Raw genomic sequence first — 19,586 nt, 5'->3', positions numbered from 1 at the left:
GAACACCTACGCGGCATCGCTCAAGGCTTCCGCAACCTCGACCACTACATCTTGCGATCACTACTGCACTCCGGCCAACTCGCCGCACGCATCAACGCACTCTAAGAGCTGAAGAGCCGCTTTCCGGCCACGAGCTCACCGTGGCGTTCGAGCGAGTCGAGCAGCGTCGGCATGGCCGCGGCCAGGTACTTGCCGCACTCGTAGCCCGAGAACGCCCACACGCGTTGGAGCACTTTGAGCGCGTCGTAGGAATACTTACGGGGCCGGCGCCGCCGACGCGGGCGCGCCGGCCGTGGCTTCGCGGCGGCCCGCAACTGCCGGCGGGCGTTGTCGCGCGACCAGCCGGTGACCGCCACGACCTCGTCGAGCAACCGGCCCTTGTCCTTCTGCGACGCCCGGGCGTACTGCCGGGCGTACTTCGCGGTGATCTCCGCTCGCGCGGCCATGGACAACCCACTTCCCATGCCCCTGAGCATCGTCACTTTCGCGGGCATCGGTACGTGAGGCACCGAAGATGTTTCGCGGGCACATTAGGTGAGCCTCGTCGGACCATTGACTTCCGAGTAATTAAACACGATGATGAAACGTGTACGAAGGTTCCGATGAAAGGATAAAAATGATTCTCGCTTCACTCGGCCTGACGCTCGCGGCCACCGTCGTAGCACTGCTGGGAGGGCTCGGAAGTACTCTCGGGCTCTGACTCCAATGCGGCGGGGCCGGCCCTATGCGGTCGGCCCCGCCGCATTGTCATTGTCCGACGACGGCAGCCGACCCGGTTCGTCGTCCTGTTCGCGCCGCCGCTGGGGCACTGTCGACCCCATCCGAGTGCGTGAGAGTCCTGTGGGCACTGTTTCGATGCCGCACGCTCTCGGTCCGCATCGACGCGCACGCGTGCCGCGCCCTTTCGCTTCGGACACCCGGAGCGGTCGCGACCACTCGAGGAATGGGCGGCCGTGAAGTTCGGGTGACGCATTCCCCGGCAAGTCCATGCCTGAAACTGTCAGAAACCGACTGCCCCTGCGCTGAGCGGCGCGACCCGATTCTGCTCGCGTGCATACGTAAACGGAGCGGCCGGCATCAGTATCCGGATCCGGGACTCGATCCTGCGGCGGCATCGTGGGTCGGCGTTCGGGTCGCACCCCACGTCAGACCCCCGGCCGTCCTCTGGTGGGTTGGTGATCGGGCGTTGTTACGGGTGGTTGGTGGTGCCCCCGGTCGGACTCGAACCGACACTGGACGGGTTTTGAATCCGTTGCCTCTGCCAATTGGGCTACGGGGGCGTGCAGCTCCGCTATGCCGCCGCACTGCGTGCGCAGTGTGCGGTTAGCAGCCTAGCGGGTCGGGTGAGTCGGGCTGATCGCGCCTCCCGCGTCCGGCCCGGGCGCCCTGGCCATAGGATTTGTTCCGAGCGCGATGCACGGTCTCGGGCGCGGTGCATGCAGGCGATCGATGAAGCGGAGGGCAGCGTAAATGGCGGACGACTCCGCGCACGCCGGTAGGGATCGGGCGGTACAGCAGCCCCGTCGGGTGCTCGTCGCAGAGGACGAGGCCCTCATCCGCCTGGACCTGGTCGAGATGCTCACCGAGGTCGGCTACCGGGTGGTGGGGGAGGCCGCCGACGGGCAGCGGGCCGTGGATCTGGCTGCCGAGCTGAAGCCGGACCTGGTCATCATGGACGTCAAGATGCCCCGCCGAGACGGCATCGACGCGGCCTCGGAGATCGCGGCGCGCCGCATCGCCCCGGTCGTGATCCTCACCGCGTTCAGCCAGCGGGAACTGGTGGAGCGCGCGCGTGACGCCGGTGCCATGGCTTACCTGGTCAAGCCGTTCTTCGTCTCCGACCTGGTGCCCGCGGTGGAACTCGCCGTCAGCAGGTTCGCCGAGCTGCACGCCCTCGAACGCGAGGTGCAGGACCTGGCCGACAGGCTCGACGCCCGCAAGCTCATCGAGCGCGCCAAGTCCGTGCTTATGGCCGCCGACGCGATGACCGAGCCCCAGGCATTCGCGTGGATCCAGCGCGCGGCCATGGATCGGCGCACCACCATGAAGGCGGTGGCGAAGACGATCGTCGACACCATCGGCGACTCGACATAGGGGGCGATGGTCGTCGGAGCGGGCACATAGACTCGTCGGCGTGAGTCCCGCAGCGAAGAGTCCCGCGTCCAGCAAGCCCGACGTCTCCGGCGCAGCGCCGGGCGCCGCATCCGGGCCGGGTGAGGCGCGCCCGGTTCTGCTGCTGCTGGACGGGCATTCGCTGGCGTATCGCGCGTTCTACGCCCTGCCGGTGGAGAACTTCTCCACCTCCACGGGCCAGCACACCAACGCCGTCTACGGGTTCACCTCGATGCTCATCAACCTGCTGCGCGACGAGGCCCCCACGCACGTGGCCGCAGCGTTCGACGTGTCGCGCAAGACGTTCCGCTCCGAGAAGTTCCCCGAGTACAAGGCCAACCGTGCCAAGTCGCCGGACGAGTTCTCCGGCCAGGTGCCGCTGGCCAAGGAGGTGCTGGAGGCGCTGAACATCCGCACGATGGAAGTCGACGGGTTCGAGGCGGACGACATCATCGCCACGCTCGCTACGCAGGCGCAGCAGCTCGGGTACCGGGTGCTGGTGTGCACCGGCGACCGGGACTCGCTGCAGCTGGTCACCGACGACGTCACGGTGCTCTACCCCAAGAAGGGCGTCTCCGACCTGGTCCGCTTCACGCCGGAGGAGGTCGAGGGCAAGTACGGGCTCACTCCCGTCCAGTACCCGGACTACGCGGCACTGCGCGGCGACCCCAGCGACAATCTCCCCGGCATCCCGCGGGTGGGGGAGAAGACGGCCGCCAAGTGGATCCGCGAGTACGGTTCGCTCGACGGTCTGGTGGAGCACGCCGACGAGGTGCGCGGCAAGGTGGGCGAGTCGCTGCGCGAACACCTCGCCCAGGTGCTCACCAACCGCGACCTCACCGAGATGGTCCGCGATATGCACTTGGAGTACACGCCGGACCAGCTCGAGGTGGCCCCGTGGGACCGTGAGCGGATCCACGAAGTGTTCGACCGGCTCGAGTTCGCGGTCCTGCGCGACCGACTCTTCGCCACCCTCACGTCCACTGAGCCGGAGGCCGACGAGGGCTTCGACGTGCACGGCGAGGTGATCGTCCCCGGCGCGCTCTCCGCGTGGCTGTCCGAGCACGCCGGCCCCGGTGCGCGGCACGGGATCACCGTCGTTTCGCCGCACAAGGTGTACGGCGCCGATGCGGAGGCGCTGGCGTTCGCCGCGGCCGACGGCGCCGGCGGCTACGTGCGGACCACCGCGCTGTCCCCGGAGGACGAGGAGGCGCTGGGTACGTGGCTCGCCGACGAGACCCGGCCCAAGGCGCTGCACGACGGCAAGTGGGCGATCCACGCGCTGCGCGGGCGGGGCTGGACGCTGGGCGGGGTCACCAGCGACACGGTGCTGGCCGCGTATCTGTTGCGGCCGGGACAGCGCAAGTTCGACCTGGAAGACCTTTCGCTCCGGTACCTGCAGCGCGAGCTCCGGGCCGACGACCCCGGCGACGATCAGCAGATGGCCCTGCTCGATGCCGGCGGCACGGCGGACCCGGACGCCGACGAGTCGGCGCTGCAGCGCGACGCCCAGCAGCAGATGCTGCGGGCCCGCGCCACGCTCGACCTCGCTGCGGCGTTCGACGCCGAGTTGGACGCCATCGAGGCGGGCCCGCTGCTCGCGGACATCGAATTGCCGATGCTGTTCGTCCTGGCGGAACTCGAGGCCGCCGGCATCGCCGTCGACGCGGACCACATGCACAACCTGCGCTCCGAGTTCGCCGCACGGGTCACGGAGGCCGCGGACGCCGCCTACGCGGCCATCGACGGCGAACAGATCAACCTCGGATCGCCCAAGCAGCTCCAGGCGGTGCTGTTCGACAAGCTCGACATGCCCAAGACCAAACGCACCAAGACCGGCTACACCACCGACGCCGACGCGCTGCAGACGCTGTTCGAGAAGACGGGGCACCCGTTTCTCGAACACCTGCTGGAGCACCGCGACGCCACCCGCCTCAAGGTCACCGTGGACGGGCTGCTCAAGACGGTCGCCGACGACGGGCGCATCCACACCACGTTCAATCAGAACGTCGCCGCCACCGGGCGGCTCTCGTCCACCGAGCCGAACCTGCAGAACATCCCGGTGCGCACGGAGGCGGGCCGGCAGATCCGCCACGGCTTCGTGGTGGGCGGGGGGTTCGACACCCTCGTCACCGCGGACTACTCGCAGATCGAGATGCGCATCATGGCGCACCTGTCCGGCGACGAGGGGCTCATCGAGGCGTTCCGCTCCGGGGAGGACCTGCACAACTTCGTGGGGGCCCGGGCCTTCGGGGTGCCCATCGACGAGGTCACCGCGGACCTGCGCCGCCGCGTCAAGGCGATGAGCTACGGCCTGGCGTACGGGCTCAGCGCCTACGGCTTGGCCCAGCAGCTCAAGATTTCCGCGGGCGAGGCGAAGGAGCAGATGGACGCGTACTTCGCACGGTTCGGCGGGGTGCGCGACTACCTGCACGAGGTGGTGGAGCAGGCCCGCAAGGATGGCTACACCGAGACCATCTATGGCCGGCGCCGCTACCTGCCGGACCTGAACAGCCACAATCGTCAGCGCCGCGAAATCGCCGAGCGGGCGGCCCTCAACGCGCCGATCCAGGGCAGTGCGGCCGACATCATCAAGGTCGCCATGATCAACCTGCAGCGCGCGCTCGCTGCCGAGCAGCTGCGTTCGCGTGTGCTGCTGCAGGTGCACGACGAGCTGGTCGTGGAGGTGGTGGCGGCCGAGCGTGCACGGGTGGAGGAGCTGCTCCGCGCCGAGATGTCGGGCGTCATCGAGCTGTCGGTGCCGTTGGAGGTGTCCATCGGGGCCGGCCGCACCTGGGACGAGGCGGCGCACTAGACGTTCCGTCGGCGGGCGTCAGGTACGCCGAGTGGGGCGTTCTCCGGTGCTCAGATCGCGATGATCACCGAAAAACGCCCCACTCGGTGGCGGTGAGGAGAGTGCTACTCCTCCTCGTCGGGGTGGTTGTGCAGGTGGACGATGCTGACCAGCAGCCCGCCCCACACGGTCACCAATGCCACGATCATCATCACGATGGCGGATGCGCCCATGATCAGCTCCTCACTGCGACGGCGTCGTCGGATTCCACGGGGGTGTCCGCGGACTTGTGCCACCCGGTGAAGCCGACTGCCACCGCGATGACGATGAGCGCGATCTGCAACGCCCATCCGAATCCGGCGACGAGCCCGCCGCCGTAGTCGCCGTACCCGTTCTGCACGGTGTCGATGATCTGGTCGATGAGCATGTACGCCAGGACGATCGGGGTGATCACGCCGACGCAGGCCATCCAGATCCAGCCGAGCTTGAACGAGGAGACCCCGTTGAGGTGGTCGCGCTGGCTCGGCAGCTTCCGCAGCAACCAGGTGACGACGATGACCGAGGTCAGCGCGGCCCCGACGATGCCGAACTCGTTGACGAAGTGGTCGACGGTGTCGAGAACCGTGACGCCGCTGCGAGTGGGGAAGAAGACCATCGAGACGATGGTCGCCGCGGCGCCGACGAGGATCGTCGCGGGCACCCGGCCCATTCCCGTCTTGTCGCGCACGGCGGAGATGATCACCTCGATGATGCTCACCAGCGAGGTGATGCCGGCGAAGATCAGCGAGATGAAGAACAGCAGGCCGAATATCGAGCCGCCCCACATCGTGGAGATGATCGTGGGGAAAGCGACGAAGGCGAGGCCGATGCCGCTGTCCGCCACGTCGATCACCGGCACGCCCTGGACCGCGGCCATGTAGCCGAGCGCGGCGAACACGCCGATGCCTGCGAGGATCTCGAACGCGCTGTTGGAGAATCCGACCACCAGGCCCGCGCCGGTGAGGTTGGTCTTGCGCTTGAGATACGACGAGTAGGTGATCATGATGCCGAAGCCGACAGACAGCGAGAAGAAGATCTGGCCGTACGCGGCGATCCACACCGATGAGTCGGAGAGCGCGCCCCAGTCGGGTGTGAACAGGGCGTCGAGTCCGGCGCCCGAGCCGTCGAGGAACAGTGCCCGGATGACCACCGCGATGAACAGGACCACCAGAACCGGCACGAAGAACTGCGACGTGGCGCCGATGCCTTTCTGCACGCCGAACGCGAGGATCCCGATCACGACGATCCACGTGATCAGCAGCGGCCACGCGACTCCCGCAACGTAGTCGAACCCCAACGACGACTGATCCGACTGGGTGAGATCCGAGAAGGCCGAGCCCGCCTTCTCCGGGCTGGACAGATCGCCTTTGGCGGAGAAGATGGCGAAGCGCGCCGCCCAGGCGATGATGACCGCGTAGTAGACGGCGATGACGAAGCAGATCCCCACCTGCCACCAGCCCAGGCCCTCGGCCCGTTTGGACATGCGCCGGAAGGCCAGCGGCGGGGAGCCTTTGAACCGGTGGCCGATCGAGTAGTACAGGAACAGCAGCGGGATGCCGGCGGTGAGCAGCGCCACCAGGTAAGGGATCATGAACGCGCCGCCGCCGTTGGAGTAGGCGACGTACGGGAAACGCCAGATGTTGCCCAGGCCCACGGCGGACCCGATCGCGGCGAGGATGAATACCGAACGTCTGGACCAGGCCTCGCGGCCCGGCGACAGTTCGGCGTCGGCCGGTTGTGTCATCGCGTTCCCTTTCTCATCTGTGCAGACCGCCCCTGATGCGACCGCGGGCATGACACCACCCCGGAACGCACGGCGCCGGGCCTGTGGCGGCCTCTCAGCTTCGCACGATCACCCTCTCATCCGCGCGGCCAGTCGTTGAGCGTATCGCGGTAAAGGGATTCGACCACGTCGATGTGCGGTTGCAGATCAGCCGGGTCCCAGTCGGCGACGTCGATGGGGGGCAGGACCGCGATGTCCACGGTGCCCGAGCGCACCAGCTTGGCGCCCTTGGCCATGAGCTCGCCGGCATTGCGGATGACGATGGGGACGACGGGCACGCCGGCCTGGATCGCGATGTGGAAGGCGCCCTTCTTGAACCGGCCGATCGACGGGGTCAGCGAGCGGGTGCCCTCGGGGGAGACGACCAGCGACGTTCCCGACCGCAGGGTGTCGACCACCGGCCGCAGCGCTTCTTTGGCCTTGTCGGTGTTCCGCCGGTCCACGAAGGTGGCCCCGGCGATGCGGAGGGGCGGTCCGAACAGCGGGTTGGTCGCCATCTCCTTCTTGGTGACCCCGGTGAACCCCTCGCGCAGCACCCGGGCGATGAGCACGGTGTCGAGGAAGCTCTGATGGTTGAAGATGAACACCGCCGGCCGCGTCTTCCATGCGTTGTCCTCGCCACGGATGTCCACGCGCACTCCGGCGGTCGCGAGCATCGTCTCCGGCGCGATGGCGGACACGGCATCGATGCCCAGACGGCGGTCGAGGTTGAGCAGGCCCAGCCCCACCCCGGCGCCCACCGACCCGGCCAGCGTGCCCAGCGACGCGGCGGTGCGTGCGAGGTCCTTGACGTTGTACGCACCGCGCGGCCGGAACCGCAGCACCGGCCAGCCGTGTTCGTCGGCAGCACGTGTGAGGTTCTTGTCCGGATTCACCGCCGTGGGGTGGCCCATGGTGGTGAGGAACTCGACGTCCTCGCCGCCGTTGGAATAGGTGAAGCTTGCGGCGGTGTCGATGCCGTGCGCGGCGGCGAACGCGCGTGCGGCCCGGGCCTTGCCGCTGCGCCACAGTGACGCGCCGTCCACCTTCCCTGTGAGGACCCCGTCCGCCACTTCGAGAGGCGTGAAGAGGAGGTGGTCCACGCCGAGCGCCTCGGCCGCGGCCTCGAACTGGTAGCGCGACGCCGATGACGCGATGACGAGGGTGTGTCCTTTGCGCTTGTGCGCTTCGATGAGCCGCCAGGCCTCCGGGTAGATCAGCCCGGCCAGGGTGTTCTCGAAGACGCCGCGCCCCACCTGCTGCAGCTCGTCCTCGGTGTGACCGGCCCACGCGCGGAAGGCGACGGCGACGAAGCGTTCGAACTCGGCCTCGCTGTCCGTGCCGCGCAGCCCGTTGACGGCCGTGCCGAGGAGTTCGCGCGGCCCCACCTTGCCGGCCGTCAGGCGGTCGCGGAAGAAGTGCACGCCGGAATACCCGTGGACGATGGTGCCGTCGAAGTCGAACATCGCCGCCACGCCGGGGCCGTCGGGGGCGGCGGCGATGCGTGCCAGCGCCCCGTCGAGCGGCCGGGTCGCGGTGCCGATGGTGGTGTCGTCGGCGGTCACGGTTGTTCCTTCCGGTTGGAGACGTCGAGGGACTCGGTGACGGCCAGCGCCCTGCTGATCGAGCGCAGCTGCTCCGCGAACTGTTCACGTCCGCCCGTCAGCTCCTGTCCGCCGGGGCCCAGCAGGCCGCGGTTGTCGGCCAGCTGGACCGCGGCGGCGAACAGTTCCAGCGACAGCGACTCCGGTCCGTACAGGCGCCCTTGCAGCAGCATCTGGCGGCCCACGGCCGAGCATTCGGTGAGGAATGCGGCACGGTCGAACGGCGTTTCGGGCGGCCTGGCCGCCAGCCGCTCGGCGACCACCAGCTGGGCGCCGAAAAACGAGCGGAGCGTCCGGTGCGCCATGAAGAAGCCGGTGCCGACAAGCCGCTCGAGCACCACGTCGGCCGACGGCATCGCGCTGCGCCACTCCGGGGCCACCAGTTCGAGCTCGGCGGTCAGCTCGGCCTCGAAGGTGTCGCGTTCAGGAAAGAAGAACTCGAACTTCAGCAGGTCGCGCAGCCGCTTGGACTCCTCCCAGCCGGCGCGGGCCGGATCGCTGTAGGCGCTCTGGTGCGCGTGCACGATGGCCAGCTCGAGTATCGCGCGGTTGACGAACCAGTGGATGCCGCTGTTGCGGTAGAAGGCGGCGACGATGTGCTGGCCCGGTTCGATGGCGTAGACGGGCTCGACACCGCCGTCGTAGACGGTGACGACACCGCCGTCCGCCAGCCGGCGGAGAACGTTCGCCAGCCCGGCGTCGGTGTCGAGGACGGAGAGTTCACCCTGGGGGATTCCGCGCCGGTCCAGGTATTCGCGGACGGGCGCGATGATGGCGGCCACCTCGCTCAGTGTCAGCGCGCGGTCGCGGACGCCCAGCAGCGCCAGGGTGACGAGCGAGTTGATGGTGACCGGGGTGGCCCGGTTGATGCCCACCGCCACCTCGATCCCCGTCTTCTGCAGCGCCAGGCGGGCGCGGGCGTCGTGCTCGCCGGGCGTGTCCCCGGCGTCCGGTACGGGTGCCAGGTCCGGGTCGCCGGAGGCGGCGAGGTGGTCGCGCAGTGAGATCGGATCGCCGAATCGCACGTACACGTTCCCCGCGCGCCGCTGCTGCCCGCGGGCATAGCGGGCCATCCACTTGAGCCCCTCCGGCTGCTTGGCTGCGCCCATCTGCTCGGCGGCCACCGCGCCCACCTCGGCCATGCGCTCGTAGGTGATGGATACCGGAACGAGGAGCGCGTCGTCCACCCTGCCGCTGCGCACAGAGTTCGCGACGTAGGCGAGCAGACCGTACTTGGGTTTGCGGAGCTTGCCTGTGCGGGTGCGCCCGCCTTCGAAGTACCACTCCAGGTTGAACCGCTTGGACAGCAGGTGGGCGAAGTACTCCTCCAGCGCGGCCTTGTAGATGGTGTCGTCGCCGAAGCTGCGCCGGATGAACACGGTGCCGGTGCGCTTGGCGATGGCGCCGATCGGCCAGAATTGCAGGTTTGCGCCGCCCAGCAGGTGGTTGCGCGGAAAGTCGTTGCGGGCCAGGACGTCGCCCAGGACGAACGCGTCGGCGTAGGACCGGTGCGACGGCAGGAACACCAGCGGCCGCGCCTTGTTGAGCTCGCGCAGTTCCGCCAGCCGCGATGCGTCGGCGTCCACCGTCCACGCGTTCCCGTAGAGCGGGTGCATGATCTGCGTGAAGACGTCGGAGACCAGGCGGCTCTGCACGGCGACGAGGCTGTCCAGGCTGGCCTGCGCGTGCTCCAGCGACTGCTTCTCCGTCAGGCCCTGCTCGCGGCCCAGCTCCTCGACGCGGCGCCGGAACCGGGGCGAATCCATGATCTGCTCGGCCACCACCCGCGGGACTTTGTAGCGCTCGCCGAGCAGTTCGCGTTCGCTGCGCGCGAGCGTCACGACCGCGGTGTTGACGATGAACCGCGCGAACGCGCCGGCCTGGGGCGTGGTCACCGTTCGCGGCGGCGCGGAGCCTGCAGAACCCGCCGGCGCCGCGGCGGCCGAGTCGGGCGAGCCGCCGTCTTCGCAGGCCGTGAGGGCCGCGTAGCGGGCCCGCAGCTCGGTCAGCGGCGCGGGCTCGCCGGTGACGACCCGCCAGCGGTCGGGGGCGGATTTGACGATGTGCCGCTGGATCAGCCGGTTGGGGTTACGTGGGTTGGTCAACGCGATGACGTCGCTGATGCGCGCGCTGCGGCTGCCGCCCCGCTCCGGGGGAAGCCAGGTGATCTTCGCGGGGAGCAGCAGCGGGTCGTCCGTGCGGTCCACCAGAGCGGCGGCCAGCCGACGTGCCGACAGCGGCAGGCTGCGCACGGCGGTGCCCGGCGCGATCCCGTCGTGACCAGGCGCGCCCTCGCTGAGCCATTGTTCGATCAGCCGGCGTTCCAGTGGCGTGGACGTCTGTGCCAGCACCACCGTCTCCGGACCCCCGGTACCCATCGATCCCTCCTCGCCGCGCCGGAACGCTCGTTTCGGCGGGGGAACCGCGTCGCCACCCGCCGCATCGATGAACCTACCGGGTGTGCGGGCGCTGGAACCCGGTTGCGCACGAATGCGCGGGCGACCGGCGGGCGCTGCGGGTAGGTTCCGAGGGGCGGGCGGCGTTCCCGGGGCGTGCGAGGTCAGGAGGCGGCAGATGGCGCTGGCAGTGGTGCTCGGGGGAGGCGGAGTGGCCGGGATCGCGTGGGAGGTCGGAGTGATCGCGGGTCTCGCGGAGGTCGGCGTGCACCTGGGCGGCGTCTCCCGGTTCGTCGGGACCTCGGCGGGCTCGGTGGTGGGCGCGTCGCTGGCGGCGGGGGTCGACGTGGCGGAGATGCTCGAGGAGCAGCGCAACCCGCGGACGTCCGGTGGCGACGGCGCCCGCGCGGACAGGACCCCGCTGACGGCGGACTCGGACGCGTGGGCGGAAGTGCTGGGCACGCCGGGCACCCGCGACGAGTTGCTGCGCCGCATGGGCGCGCTGGCGCGGGCCGCGCAGACCGTGCCGGAGGGGCCGTACGTCGCGTCGATGACTGCCATGGTGCCCGGCGCCTGGCCGCAGGACGTGGACCTTCGCGTGACGGGTGTGGACGCGCAGACGGGCGCGGTGCGCGTGTGGGACCGGTCCTCCGGCGTGGTGCTAGCGGATGCGGTGGCCGCCTCGTGCGCGGTGCCGGGTGTTTTTCCTTTGGTCACCGTCGACGGCCGGCAGTACTTCGACGGCGGGATGGCCTCGCCCACGCACGCCGGCCAGGCCGCCGGATGCACCGAGGTCCTCGTCGTCGCACCGTTCACCGTGTCGCTGGCAGGGCCGGGCCTCGACGCTGAACTCGCCGAGCTGGGGGCCACCGTGCGCAGCGCGGTGATCGACCCGGATGCCGCGTCGCTCAACGCCATCGGGGTCGATCCGATGGACCCGTCCACGCGGCGGCCTGCGGTGGACGCTGGTCTGCGGCAGGGCCGTGCCGAGGCGATGCGCGTGGGCATCGCGCTGTCGCTGTAGGTCGGTGTCCGGGGGAAGCGCGGGCGACGCGTACCCTGTCCGCGTGCCGGAGCGCAGTTCAGTGGAGGTGTCCGCGCAGGCGGGGCCCGTAGCGGGACGCCGCCCTGCGCGGTGGGCGGCCGCGTGTACCGCCCTGCTGGGCGCGCTGGCACTGCTGCTGGCGGGCTGCGTCACGAACAACGACGGCACCGTGCCGGAGCGCACCCCATTGCACATCGAGCCGGTCCCGTCCATCGCCGCACTCGTGCCGCAGCAGATCCGCGCCGCCGGCCGGCTGGTGGTGGGCACCAACCCGCCGTACGCGCCCAACGAGTTCAAGGATCCGTCGGGCACGATCGTCGGATTCGACGTGGACCTGATGAACGCGGTTGCGGCGGTGCTCGACTTGACAGTGCGCTACGAGCAGGCCGACTTCGACAAGATCATCCCCGCGGTCCAGGCGGGCACGTACGACCTGGGCATGTCGTCGTTCACGGACACGCTCGAGCGGGAGAACGCCGTCGACTTCGTCACTTATTACCGGTCCGGCATCCGGTGGGCGCAGAGGACCGGCGACCACATCGACCCCGGCGACGCCTGCGGCCTGCGCGTCGCGGTGCAGACCGGGACCACTGAGGACATCGTGGAGGTTCCCGAGGCGAGTGCGGCGTGCGAGGCGGCGGGCAAGCCGCCCGTGCACAAGATCAAATACTTGAGCCAGGCGGACGCCACCAACGCGTTGCTGCTCGGCCGGGTCGACGCGTTCTCCGCAGACCTGCCGGTCACGGCGTACGCGATCAAGCGCGCCGACGGCCGTCTGGCCTTCGCGGGCCCGGTGAAGGATTCCGCGCCGTACGGCTGGCCGGTGCGCAAGGGCTCGCCGTTGGGGCCCGCGCTGCAGGAGGCGATGCAGTATCTCATCGACAGCGGCATGTATCGCACCATTGCCGACGACTGGGGAGTGGAGGCAGGAATGATCACGACCTCGCGAATCAACGCGGCCGCGTGATGACCGGTCCCGACGAATCCCGGTCCGGCTCGCGCAGCACGGTGGCGGCGGAACCGGCTCCCATCCGGGCCGTGCCACTGCGGCGCCCGGGGCGCTGGGCGGCGGCCGTGATCATCGTGGTGCTGTTCGCGTTGTTCGTCTACGGCGCTGCCACCAACGAGGCGTACGGGTGGGGCACCTACGGGCGTTACCTGTTCGATGAACGCATCAGCAGCGCCGCGTGGAACACCGTCCAGCTGACGGTCCTGTCCATGGCGCTCGCGGTCGTTCTGGGCGTGGTGCTCGCGGTGATGCGGCTCTCGCCCAACCCGGTCCTGCGCGGCTCGTCGTGGCTGTTCGTGTGGTTCTTCCGCGGCACACCAGTATATGTGCAGCTGGTGTTCTGGGGGCTGTTCCCGGCCATCTACAAGCGGCTCGACGTGGGGATCCCGTTCGTCTACCAGTTCACGCACATCGACCTGCAGGACCTCAATGCGGCGTTCGTCTTCGCGATCGTCGGGCTGGGGCTCAACGAGGCGGCGTACATGGCGGAGATCGTCCGCGCCGGCATCTCGTCGGTCAACGAGGGCCAGACGGAGGCGTCGATCGCGCTGGGGATGACCTGGTGGCAGACCATGCGGCGTACGGTGCTGCCGCAGGCGATGCGAGTGATCATCCCGCCGACCGGCAACGAGTTGATCGGCATGCTCAAGACCACGTCGCTGGTGAGCGCCGTGCCATACACGCTCGAGCTCTACGGCCGTCAACGCGATATCGCCGGGGTGATCTTCGAGCCCATCCCGCTGTTGCTCGTCGCCGCCACCTGGTATCTGGCGATCACGAGCGTGCTCATGATCGGGCAGCACTTCCTGGAGAGGCACTTCTCCAAGGGGGCCAGCCGCACGCTCACCCCACGCCAGCGGAGGGCGCTTGAACGTGAACAGGCCGAGGCGACGGGGGCGCACTGATGACGAGGGACGAGGGGACCACGCGGGACGAGGGGACCACGCGGGACGAGGGGACCACGCGGGACGAGGGGACCACGCGCGCGGGGGAGCAGGCGCCGCCGATGGTGCTCGCCGATCAGGTCTGCAAGAACTACGGGGCGCTCAAGGTGCTCAAGGGCGTCTCGCTCGAGGTGCAGCGGGGAAAGGTGCTGTGCCTGATCGGTCCGTCCGGCTCCGGCAAGTCCACTTTTCTGCGCTGCATCAACCACCTCGAGAGGGTCGACGCGGGGCGGCTCTATGTGGACGGCGAGCTGGTCGGCTACAGCGAGCGCGGCGGCCGCCTCTACGAGCTGCATCCCGCGAAGGCGGCTCGGCAGCGTCGCGAGATCGGCATGGTGTTCCAGCACTTCAACCTGTTCCCGCACCGCACCGCGCTGGAGAACGTGATCGAGGCGCCCATGCTGGTCCGGAGGCTACGCAGGAAGGACGCCGTCGAGAGGGCTTCCGCACTGCTCGCGCAGGTGGGCCTGGCCGCCAAGGCCGACGCCTACCCCGCGCAGCTCTCCGGCGGCCAGCAGCAGCGGGTGGCCATCGCCCGGGCACTGGCGATGGAGCCCAAGCTGATGCTCTTCGACGAACCCACGTCGGCGCTCGACCCGGAGCTGGTGGGCGAGGTTCTCGGGGTGATGAAGAACCTCGCCGCCGCGGGTATGACGATGGTGGTGGTGACCCACGAGATGGCGTTCGCCCGCGAGGTGGCGGACACCCTGGTGTTCATGGACGGGGGAGTGGTGGTGGAATCCGGGCCGCCGCGCGCGCTGCTCGAGAACCCGCAGCACGAGCGCACCCAGGCGTTCCTGTCCAAACTGCTCTGAGGGGCGCGTGCTCCGGTCCCGCGTCACTCCGGCTTGCGGCAGCAGAAGATCGCGGTGCCCGGGAAGAGGCGTCCGCGCAGCGGGCTCCACTGGCCCCATTCGCGTTCGAGGTGCTCCGGCCACTCGGGTTCCACGATGTCCTCGAGCACCAGGCCGGCCGCGGTGATCTCGCGGACCCTGTCGCCGATGGTCCGGTGGTGCTCCACGTAGATCGGCCGGCCGTCGTCGTCGACCTCCACGTACGGGGCGCGGTCGAAGTACGGCACCGCCGCAGTGAGGCCGACGGGGCCGGGGTCGTCGGGGAACACCCAGCGCATCGGGTGGTTGACGGAGAACACCCACCGGCCGCCGGGGCGCAGTGCCCGCGCCGCCTCACTCATCAGGCCCGCGGAGTCGGCGACGAAGGGCACCGCGCCGAACGACGAGCACACCGCGTCGAAGCTGTGGGTGCGCACCGGCAGGCGCTCGGCGCCGGCCTGGATCAACGGCACCCGTCGCCCACCCGCCCTCGCCTGCGCGCCGCGGCGCAGCATCGCCATCGACAGGTCCAGCCCCGCCACGTCCGCGCCCTGCGCGGCCAGCCACCGGGCGCAGGGCGCCGAGCCGCAGCCCACCTCCAGGATCCGCATGCCGGCCAGGCCCGCGGTGGGGCCGAGCAGCTGCGCGTCGGCCTCGCGCAGCCCCTCGGGGCACCAGAGGAAGTCGCCGTCCTCGGCATCGACACCGAGGAATCCGGCGTGGGTCCGGTGGTAGTCGTCGGCGTCGGCGTCCCACCAAAGCCGACTGGCCCGCTCACTGTCCCGGGAGCCCAGGTCAACGCGTATCACGTGACCTGCGCCCAGCGTGTCCTCGGCGCCCCGATGCCGGTCGGGCTCGCCGCTTCCGTCTTCGTTCGAATGCACATTTGCCTGCACGTACGCGACTCTAGTAATGTCGCGCGGTGCGCGTGTCCTCGGTTGGTCCACTGTGGGCGCGGGCCCGGAACGGGTCGCGGGGGACGCGCGCGACGGCTGCAGCATCGTCCCGGCGACGCCCGGGATACCATTGTCCCGGCAGCGCCCGGGATGCCACTTGACCGACAGATGCGTCGGACCGCACTGCAGGGCGTGCCGGCCAACACAACCACAAACCCCTTCGGAGCTACTCACCCAATGCCCACCTCTACTTCCACCTCGCCGCAGGTTGCCGTCAACGACATCGGCACCGCCGAGGACTTCCTCGCCGCAGTCGACAAGACGATCAAGTACTTCAACGACGGCGACATCGTCGAGGGCACCATCGTCAAGGTCGACCGTGACGAGGTGCTGCTCGACATCGGCTACAAGACCGAGGGCGTGATCCCCTCGCGTGAGCTGTCGATCAAGCACGACGTCGATCCCAACGAGGTCGTCGCCGTCGGCGACGAGGTCGAGGCCCTCGTCCTCACCAAGGAGGACAAGGACGGTCGGCTGATCCTGTCGAAGAAGCGCGCTCAGTACGAGCGCGCCTGGGGCACCATCGAGGAGCTCAAGGAGAAGGACGAGGCCGTCACCGGCACCGTCATCGAGGTCGTCAAGGGCGGCCTGATCCTCGACATCGGTCTGCGCGGCTTCCTGCCCGCCTCGCTGGTGGAAATGCGCCGCGTCCGCGATCTGCAGCCGTACGTCGGCAAGGAGATCGAGGCCAAGATCATCGAGCTGGACAAGAACCGCAACAACGTGGTCCTGTCGCGCCGTGCCTGGCTGGAGCAGACCCAGTCGGAGGTCCGCAGCGAGTTCCTGCACCAGTTGCAGAAGGGGCAGGTCCGCAAGGGCACCGTCTCCTCCATCGTCAACTTCGGCGCGTTCGTCGACCTCGGCGGCGTCGACGGCCTGGTCCACGTCTCCGAGCTGTCCTGGAAGCACATCGACCACCCGTCCGAGGTCGTCACGGTGGGCGACGAGGTCACTGTGGAGGTGCTCGACGTCGACATGGACCGCGAGCGTGTGTCCCTGTCGCTCAAGGCCACCCAGGAAGACCCGTGGCGCCAGTTCGCGCGGACGCACGCCATCGGCCAGATCGTGCCCGGCAAGGTCACCAAGCTGGTGCCGTTCGGCGCGTTCGTCCGTGTCGAAGAGGGCATCGAGGGCCTGGTCCACATCTCCGAGCTGGCCGAGCGCCACGTGGAGGTCCCGGATCAGGTCGTGTCCGTGGGCGACGACGCCATGGTCAAGGTCATCGACATCGACCTGGACCGTCGTCGCATCTCGCTGAGCCTCAAGCAGGCCAACGAGGACTACACGGAGGAGTTCGATCCGTCGCGCTACGGCATGGCCGACAGCTACGACGAGCAGGGCAACTACATCTTCCCCGAGGGCTTCGACCCCGAGACCAACGAATGGCTCGAGGGTTTCGACGAGCAGCGTCAGGCGTGGGAGGCGCGCTACCAGGAGGCGGAGCGCCGTCACCGTCTGCACACCGCGCAGATCGAGAAGATGGCGTCCGACGCGGCGGAAGAAGCCGCGGGCGGCGGCAGCTACTCGTCGGGCGGCGAGGACGACGATGCGCCGTCCTCCGCGTCGCAGCCGTCGAGCAGCCCGGCTCCGGCCACGTCCGGCGGTTCGCTGGCCAGCGACGAGCAGCTCGCCGCGCTGCGCGAGAAGCTCGCCGGCAACAACTGATCGACGCACGCCCCGGCGCACGCCGGCGGAATGCAGGCAGGGCCCCGGATCCGGATCGGATCCGGGGCCCTGCCTTGTGTGCGGACGCCGCCCCCGTCCCGGTGGGCGGCGCCCGCAGTGTGGAAGACTCGACGGCGTGCTGAGAGTGGGGTTGACCGGAGGTATCGGGGCGGGCAAGTCGACGGTGGCGAAGGTGCTGGCGCGCGCGGGCGCGACGGTCATCGACGCCGACGCGATCGCCCGCGAGGTCGTCGAGCCGGGCACGCGCGGGCTTGCCGAGCTGGTGTCGGAGTTCGGCGGCGAGATCCTCACCGGGGACGGCGCGCTGGACAGGCCGGCACTGGCGTCGGTGGCGTTCGCCGATGAGGCCTCCCGGCTGCGGCTCAACGCGATTCTGCATCCGCTGATCGGCGCCCGCACGCAGGAGCACATCGACGCAGCGCCCGCCGGATCGATTGTGGTGCAGGACATTCCGCTGCTTGTGGAGGGTGCGATGGGGCCGTTGTTCCACCTGGTGGTCGTGGTCGACGCCGACGAGGAGACCCGCGTGTCGCGGCTCGTCGGCAGCCGCGGGCTTGATGAGGCCGATGCCCGCGCGCGCATCGCCGCACAGGCCACTGAGGACCAGCGGCGTGCGGCGGCCGACGTGTGGCTGGACAACTCGGGGCCCGCGGGCGCGTTGGATCCCGCGGTCGGGCGGTTGTGGGAGCACCGGCTGGAGCCGTTCATGCGCAACCTGGCTGCACGGGAGGCGGCGCGGCCCGCGCCGGAGGCCGCCGTCGCCGCGAACCCCGACGGCGCCGAGGGAGCCGCACGCCGCCTGGCGCAACGGTTGCGGGCGGCGCTCGGCGGCGACGCGGCGGAGGTCGCTGCGCACGCGAACGGTGCGGGTGTCGCGGCGACGGTGCGGGCGGCCGGTGATGTGACGGCCGACGTGATGGCCGACGCGATGGCCGAACGGATGCGGGGGGCGGGGCTCGTCCGGTCCGGCGCGTCGCGGTTTCGCAGCGCGGATCCGGGCGCCCCGGCGACGGTCGACGTCGTCGCGTAGGACCCCGGCACCCCCTCCGCGGCGGATCGGGCTCAATCGCGGAAAGCGATGGGTGTGCCGCGCGCCGCGAGCCACGCAGTGAGGTCGTGGCCGTGCGCGGCGATGCCGTCGACGGCGTCGAATGCGCGCAGCACCGCGGTCTCCGCCGCGCGTGCGGTCAGGAAACCGGCGGCGACGGCGTCGAAGAGCTCGTCGACGTCGAGCACCTCGGTGCACGTCCCGGTCCGGACCACCAGGTCCAGATAGTGGTCCTCGGAGGTCCACCTCCCGCCGTGGTCCTCGAACACGCCGACGTCCACGTAGTGGTCCTGGTCCTGTTCGTTGCCCGGGGTGAAGTGGAAGACCGATGCGCGCAGCCCCAGATCGGGGAGCAACCAGGACTCCAGATAGTGGAATCGGTCGTGGTCGGCCGGGCGCGCCATGTACAGGCCCCAGGGCATGGTGCGGTACTCGTCGACCGGCCGAATGAAGCCCTTGGGGTCGGTATTGGTCTGTGCGCGCAAGTCGAAGGTCTCGTGCTTGGGCGGGTGTGCGCCGGCTTGCGGGGCTCGGGCGGGTGCGTCGCTCATGGCACCGTCAGCATCGCACGGCTGCGGCCGCCCGGTGGGCACTTCCGCGCGGTGCGCGTCGCCGGCGATTCCGGCATTCTGGACGGGAACGCGGTGAACGGGAGGCGAAAGGTCGATGGACGGAGGGCAGGCGGCCGGCGCGCCGCCACATGACGGGGACGCGCAGCGGGCCGGGCGGGTGGCGGCGCTGCACACGTGGTGTGCGCGCTCCGTGGTCCCGGGTCCGGTGCCGGATCTGTCCGACCTGGCCGCGCTGTACATCGTGGCGGGGCGTTCCGGGGACGCGCTGCGCGAGGTGCTCACCGTGCGGGCCAGCGCGGGGATCGGGGTGCCGGCCATCGGCGATTACACCGGACTGCGCGACGATGCGGAACGGCTGCGTGCACTCGATGCGGGCGCGGTGGCGGCGCCGGGCGGGGCGCGCGCGATGCTGCGCAACCACCGCGTGGATCTGCTGCGCCGCCGGCTCGGAGCGACCCGGTCGCGGGTCGCGGCGTCGCTGGTGGTGCACGGGGGCGGGCTGCGTGGCGTACGGCGGGAACGACGCGAGGGCATCCATCTGACATTGGACCAGCGCGAGCAGGTGTTCGGGCTGTTGTGCTGGACCCCGGCGCCGGTGTCGCAGGGGCGTGGACGCATCGTCGGTTTCGGGCAGACGGCGGTGACCGATCTGGTGGACATGGCGGCGGCGAAATGGGATGCGGCGGCCGGCCGCAGGGCCGCCGCCAACCGGGTCGAGGGCCGTGCACGCGGCGGCGCCGCGGCCGCGGCGCCGGCGGCGCTGCAGCGCATCGAACGATGGGCGGG

General features: G+C 69.9%; 15 protein-coding genes, 1 tRNA gene and 1 pseudogene. 9 read left to right on the top strand and 8 right to left on the bottom strand.

Going from position 1 to position 19,586, the window contains the following annotated elements:
- Window positions 1-101 precede the first annotated feature (101 nt).
- Both JJ683_RS16470 and JJ683_RS16465 read right to left on the bottom strand, forming a co-directional pair.
- Window positions 102-464, bottom strand: coding sequence for a hypothetical protein (locus JJ683_RS16470; RefSeq protein ID WP_200175704.1), 363 nt, complete (start codon window positions 462-464; stop codon window positions 102-104).
- Between the two features lie 739 nt (window positions 465-1,203).
- Window positions 1,204-1,280: transfer RNA gene (locus tag JJ683_RS16465), tRNA-Leu, on the bottom strand.
- Window positions 1,281-1,470: 190 nt separating this feature from the next.
- Here JJ683_RS16465 and JJ683_RS16460 point away from each other — a divergent pair.
- A complete protein-coding gene (locus JJ683_RS16460; RefSeq protein WP_200175703.1) occupies window positions 1,471-2,094 on the top strand; it encodes an ANTAR domain-containing response regulator in 624 nt (207 codons plus the stop codon).
- Between the two features lie 40 nt (window positions 2,095-2,134).
- Window positions 2,135-4,927: a DNA polymerase I gene (gene polA, locus JJ683_RS16455; RefSeq protein ID WP_200175702.1), complete on the top strand. Its 2,793-nt coding sequence runs from the start codon at window positions 2,135-2,137 to the stop codon at window positions 4,925-4,927.
- Between the two features lie 104 nt (window positions 4,928-5,031).
- On the opposite strand, the gene JJ683_RS16450 is transcribed toward polA, so the two are convergent.
- The 4 genes from JJ683_RS16450 to JJ683_RS16435 all read right to left on the bottom strand — a co-directional run bounded on the left by JJ683_RS16450 (window position 5,032) and on the right by JJ683_RS16435 (window position 10,689).
- Window positions 5,032-5,139: a methionine/alanine import family NSS transporter small subunit gene (locus JJ683_RS16450; RefSeq protein ID WP_200175701.1), complete on the bottom strand. Its 108-nt coding sequence runs from the start codon at window positions 5,137-5,139 to the stop codon at window positions 5,032-5,034.
- Between the two features lie 2 nt (window positions 5,140-5,141).
- Window positions 5,142-6,689: a sodium-dependent transporter gene (locus tag JJ683_RS16445; RefSeq protein ID WP_200175699.1), complete on the bottom strand. Its 1,548-nt coding sequence runs from the start codon at window positions 6,687-6,689 to the stop codon at window positions 5,142-5,144.
- A gap of 116 nt (window positions 6,690-6,805) precedes the next feature.
- Window positions 6,806-8,272: an HAD-IB family hydrolase gene (locus tag JJ683_RS16440; RefSeq protein ID WP_307810993.1), complete on the bottom strand. Its 1,467-nt coding sequence runs from the start codon at window positions 8,270-8,272 to the stop codon at window positions 6,806-6,808.
- Entirely contained in the window at window positions 8,269-10,689 is a 2,421-nt protein-coding gene (locus tag JJ683_RS16435) for a glycerol-3-phosphate 1-O-acyltransferase (protein ID WP_200175697.1), read from the bottom strand. Before JJ683_RS16435 ends, JJ683_RS16440 begins: the two co-directional genes overlap by 4 nt.
- Window positions 10,690-10,885: 196 nt before the next feature.
- On the opposite strand from JJ683_RS16435, the gene JJ683_RS19260 reads away from it, so the two are divergent.
- From JJ683_RS19260 to JJ683_RS16420, 4 genes are all read left to right on the top strand, one after another.
- Window positions 10,886-11,731, top strand: a complete 846-nt coding sequence (locus JJ683_RS19260; protein ID WP_242474795.1) for a patatin-like phospholipase family protein — start codon at window positions 10,886-10,888, stop codon at window positions 11,729-11,731.
- A gap of 61 nt (window positions 11,732-11,792) precedes the next feature.
- Window positions 11,793-12,719 (top strand): ABC transporter substrate-binding protein, encoded by a 927-nt coding sequence (locus JJ683_RS16430; RefSeq protein WP_372435328.1) that lies wholly within the window; start codon window positions 11,793-11,795, stop codon window positions 12,717-12,719.
- Window positions 12,719-13,666: an amino acid ABC transporter permease gene (locus tag JJ683_RS16425; RefSeq protein ID WP_200175694.1), complete on the top strand. Its 948-nt coding sequence runs from the start codon at window positions 12,719-12,721 to the stop codon at window positions 13,664-13,666. The genes JJ683_RS16430 and JJ683_RS16425 overlap by 1 nt, the downstream gene beginning before the upstream one ends.
- Window positions 13,667-13,767: 101 nt before the next feature.
- On the top strand, window positions 13,768-14,520 hold the full coding sequence (locus JJ683_RS16420; RefSeq protein WP_200175705.1) for an amino acid ABC transporter ATP-binding protein: 753 nt from the start codon (window positions 13,768-13,770) through the stop codon (window positions 14,518-14,520).
- Window positions 14,521-14,543: 23 nt separating this feature from the next.
- On the opposite strand, the gene JJ683_RS16415 is transcribed toward JJ683_RS16420, so the two are convergent.
- Window positions 14,544-15,434, bottom strand: a complete 891-nt coding sequence (locus JJ683_RS16415) for a class I SAM-dependent methyltransferase (RefSeq protein WP_307810992.1) — start codon at window positions 15,432-15,434, stop codon at window positions 14,544-14,546.
- Between the two features lie 237 nt (window positions 15,435-15,671).
- On the opposite strand from JJ683_RS16415, the gene rpsA reads away from it, so the two are divergent.
- Both rpsA and coaE read left to right on the top strand, forming a co-directional pair.
- Window positions 15,672-17,159, top strand: coding sequence for a 30S ribosomal protein S1 (rpsA, locus tag JJ683_RS16410; RefSeq protein WP_200175692.1), 1,488 nt, complete (start codon window positions 15,672-15,674; stop codon window positions 17,157-17,159).
- Window positions 17,160-17,304: 145 nt separating this feature from the next.
- Entirely contained in the window at window positions 17,305-18,210 is a 906-nt protein-coding gene (coaE, locus tag JJ683_RS16405) for a dephospho-CoA kinase (protein WP_307810991.1), read from the top strand.
- A 32-nt stretch (window positions 18,211-18,242) separates the two neighbouring features.
- Here coaE and JJ683_RS16400 read toward each other — a convergent pair whose 3' ends face one another.
- Window positions 18,243-18,779 carry a ribonuclease FAU-1 family protein gene (locus tag JJ683_RS16400; protein WP_200175689.1) on the bottom strand — a complete coding sequence of 179 codons (537 nt, stop codon included), beginning with the start codon at window positions 18,777-18,779 and terminating at the stop codon, window positions 18,243-18,245.
- A gap of 115 nt (window positions 18,780-18,894) precedes the next feature.
- Here JJ683_RS16400 and JJ683_RS16395 point away from each other — a divergent pair.
- A pseudogene (locus JJ683_RS16395) lies at window positions 18,895-19,586 on the top strand (hypothetical protein); the annotation flags it as partial.

It is taken from the genome of Tomitella cavernea, assembly GCF_016599145.1.
Lineage (GTDB): Bacteria > Actinomycetota > Actinomycetes > Mycobacteriales > Mycobacteriaceae > Tomitella > Tomitella cavernae.
This window is presented reverse-complemented; position numbering and strand designations above follow the sequence as displayed.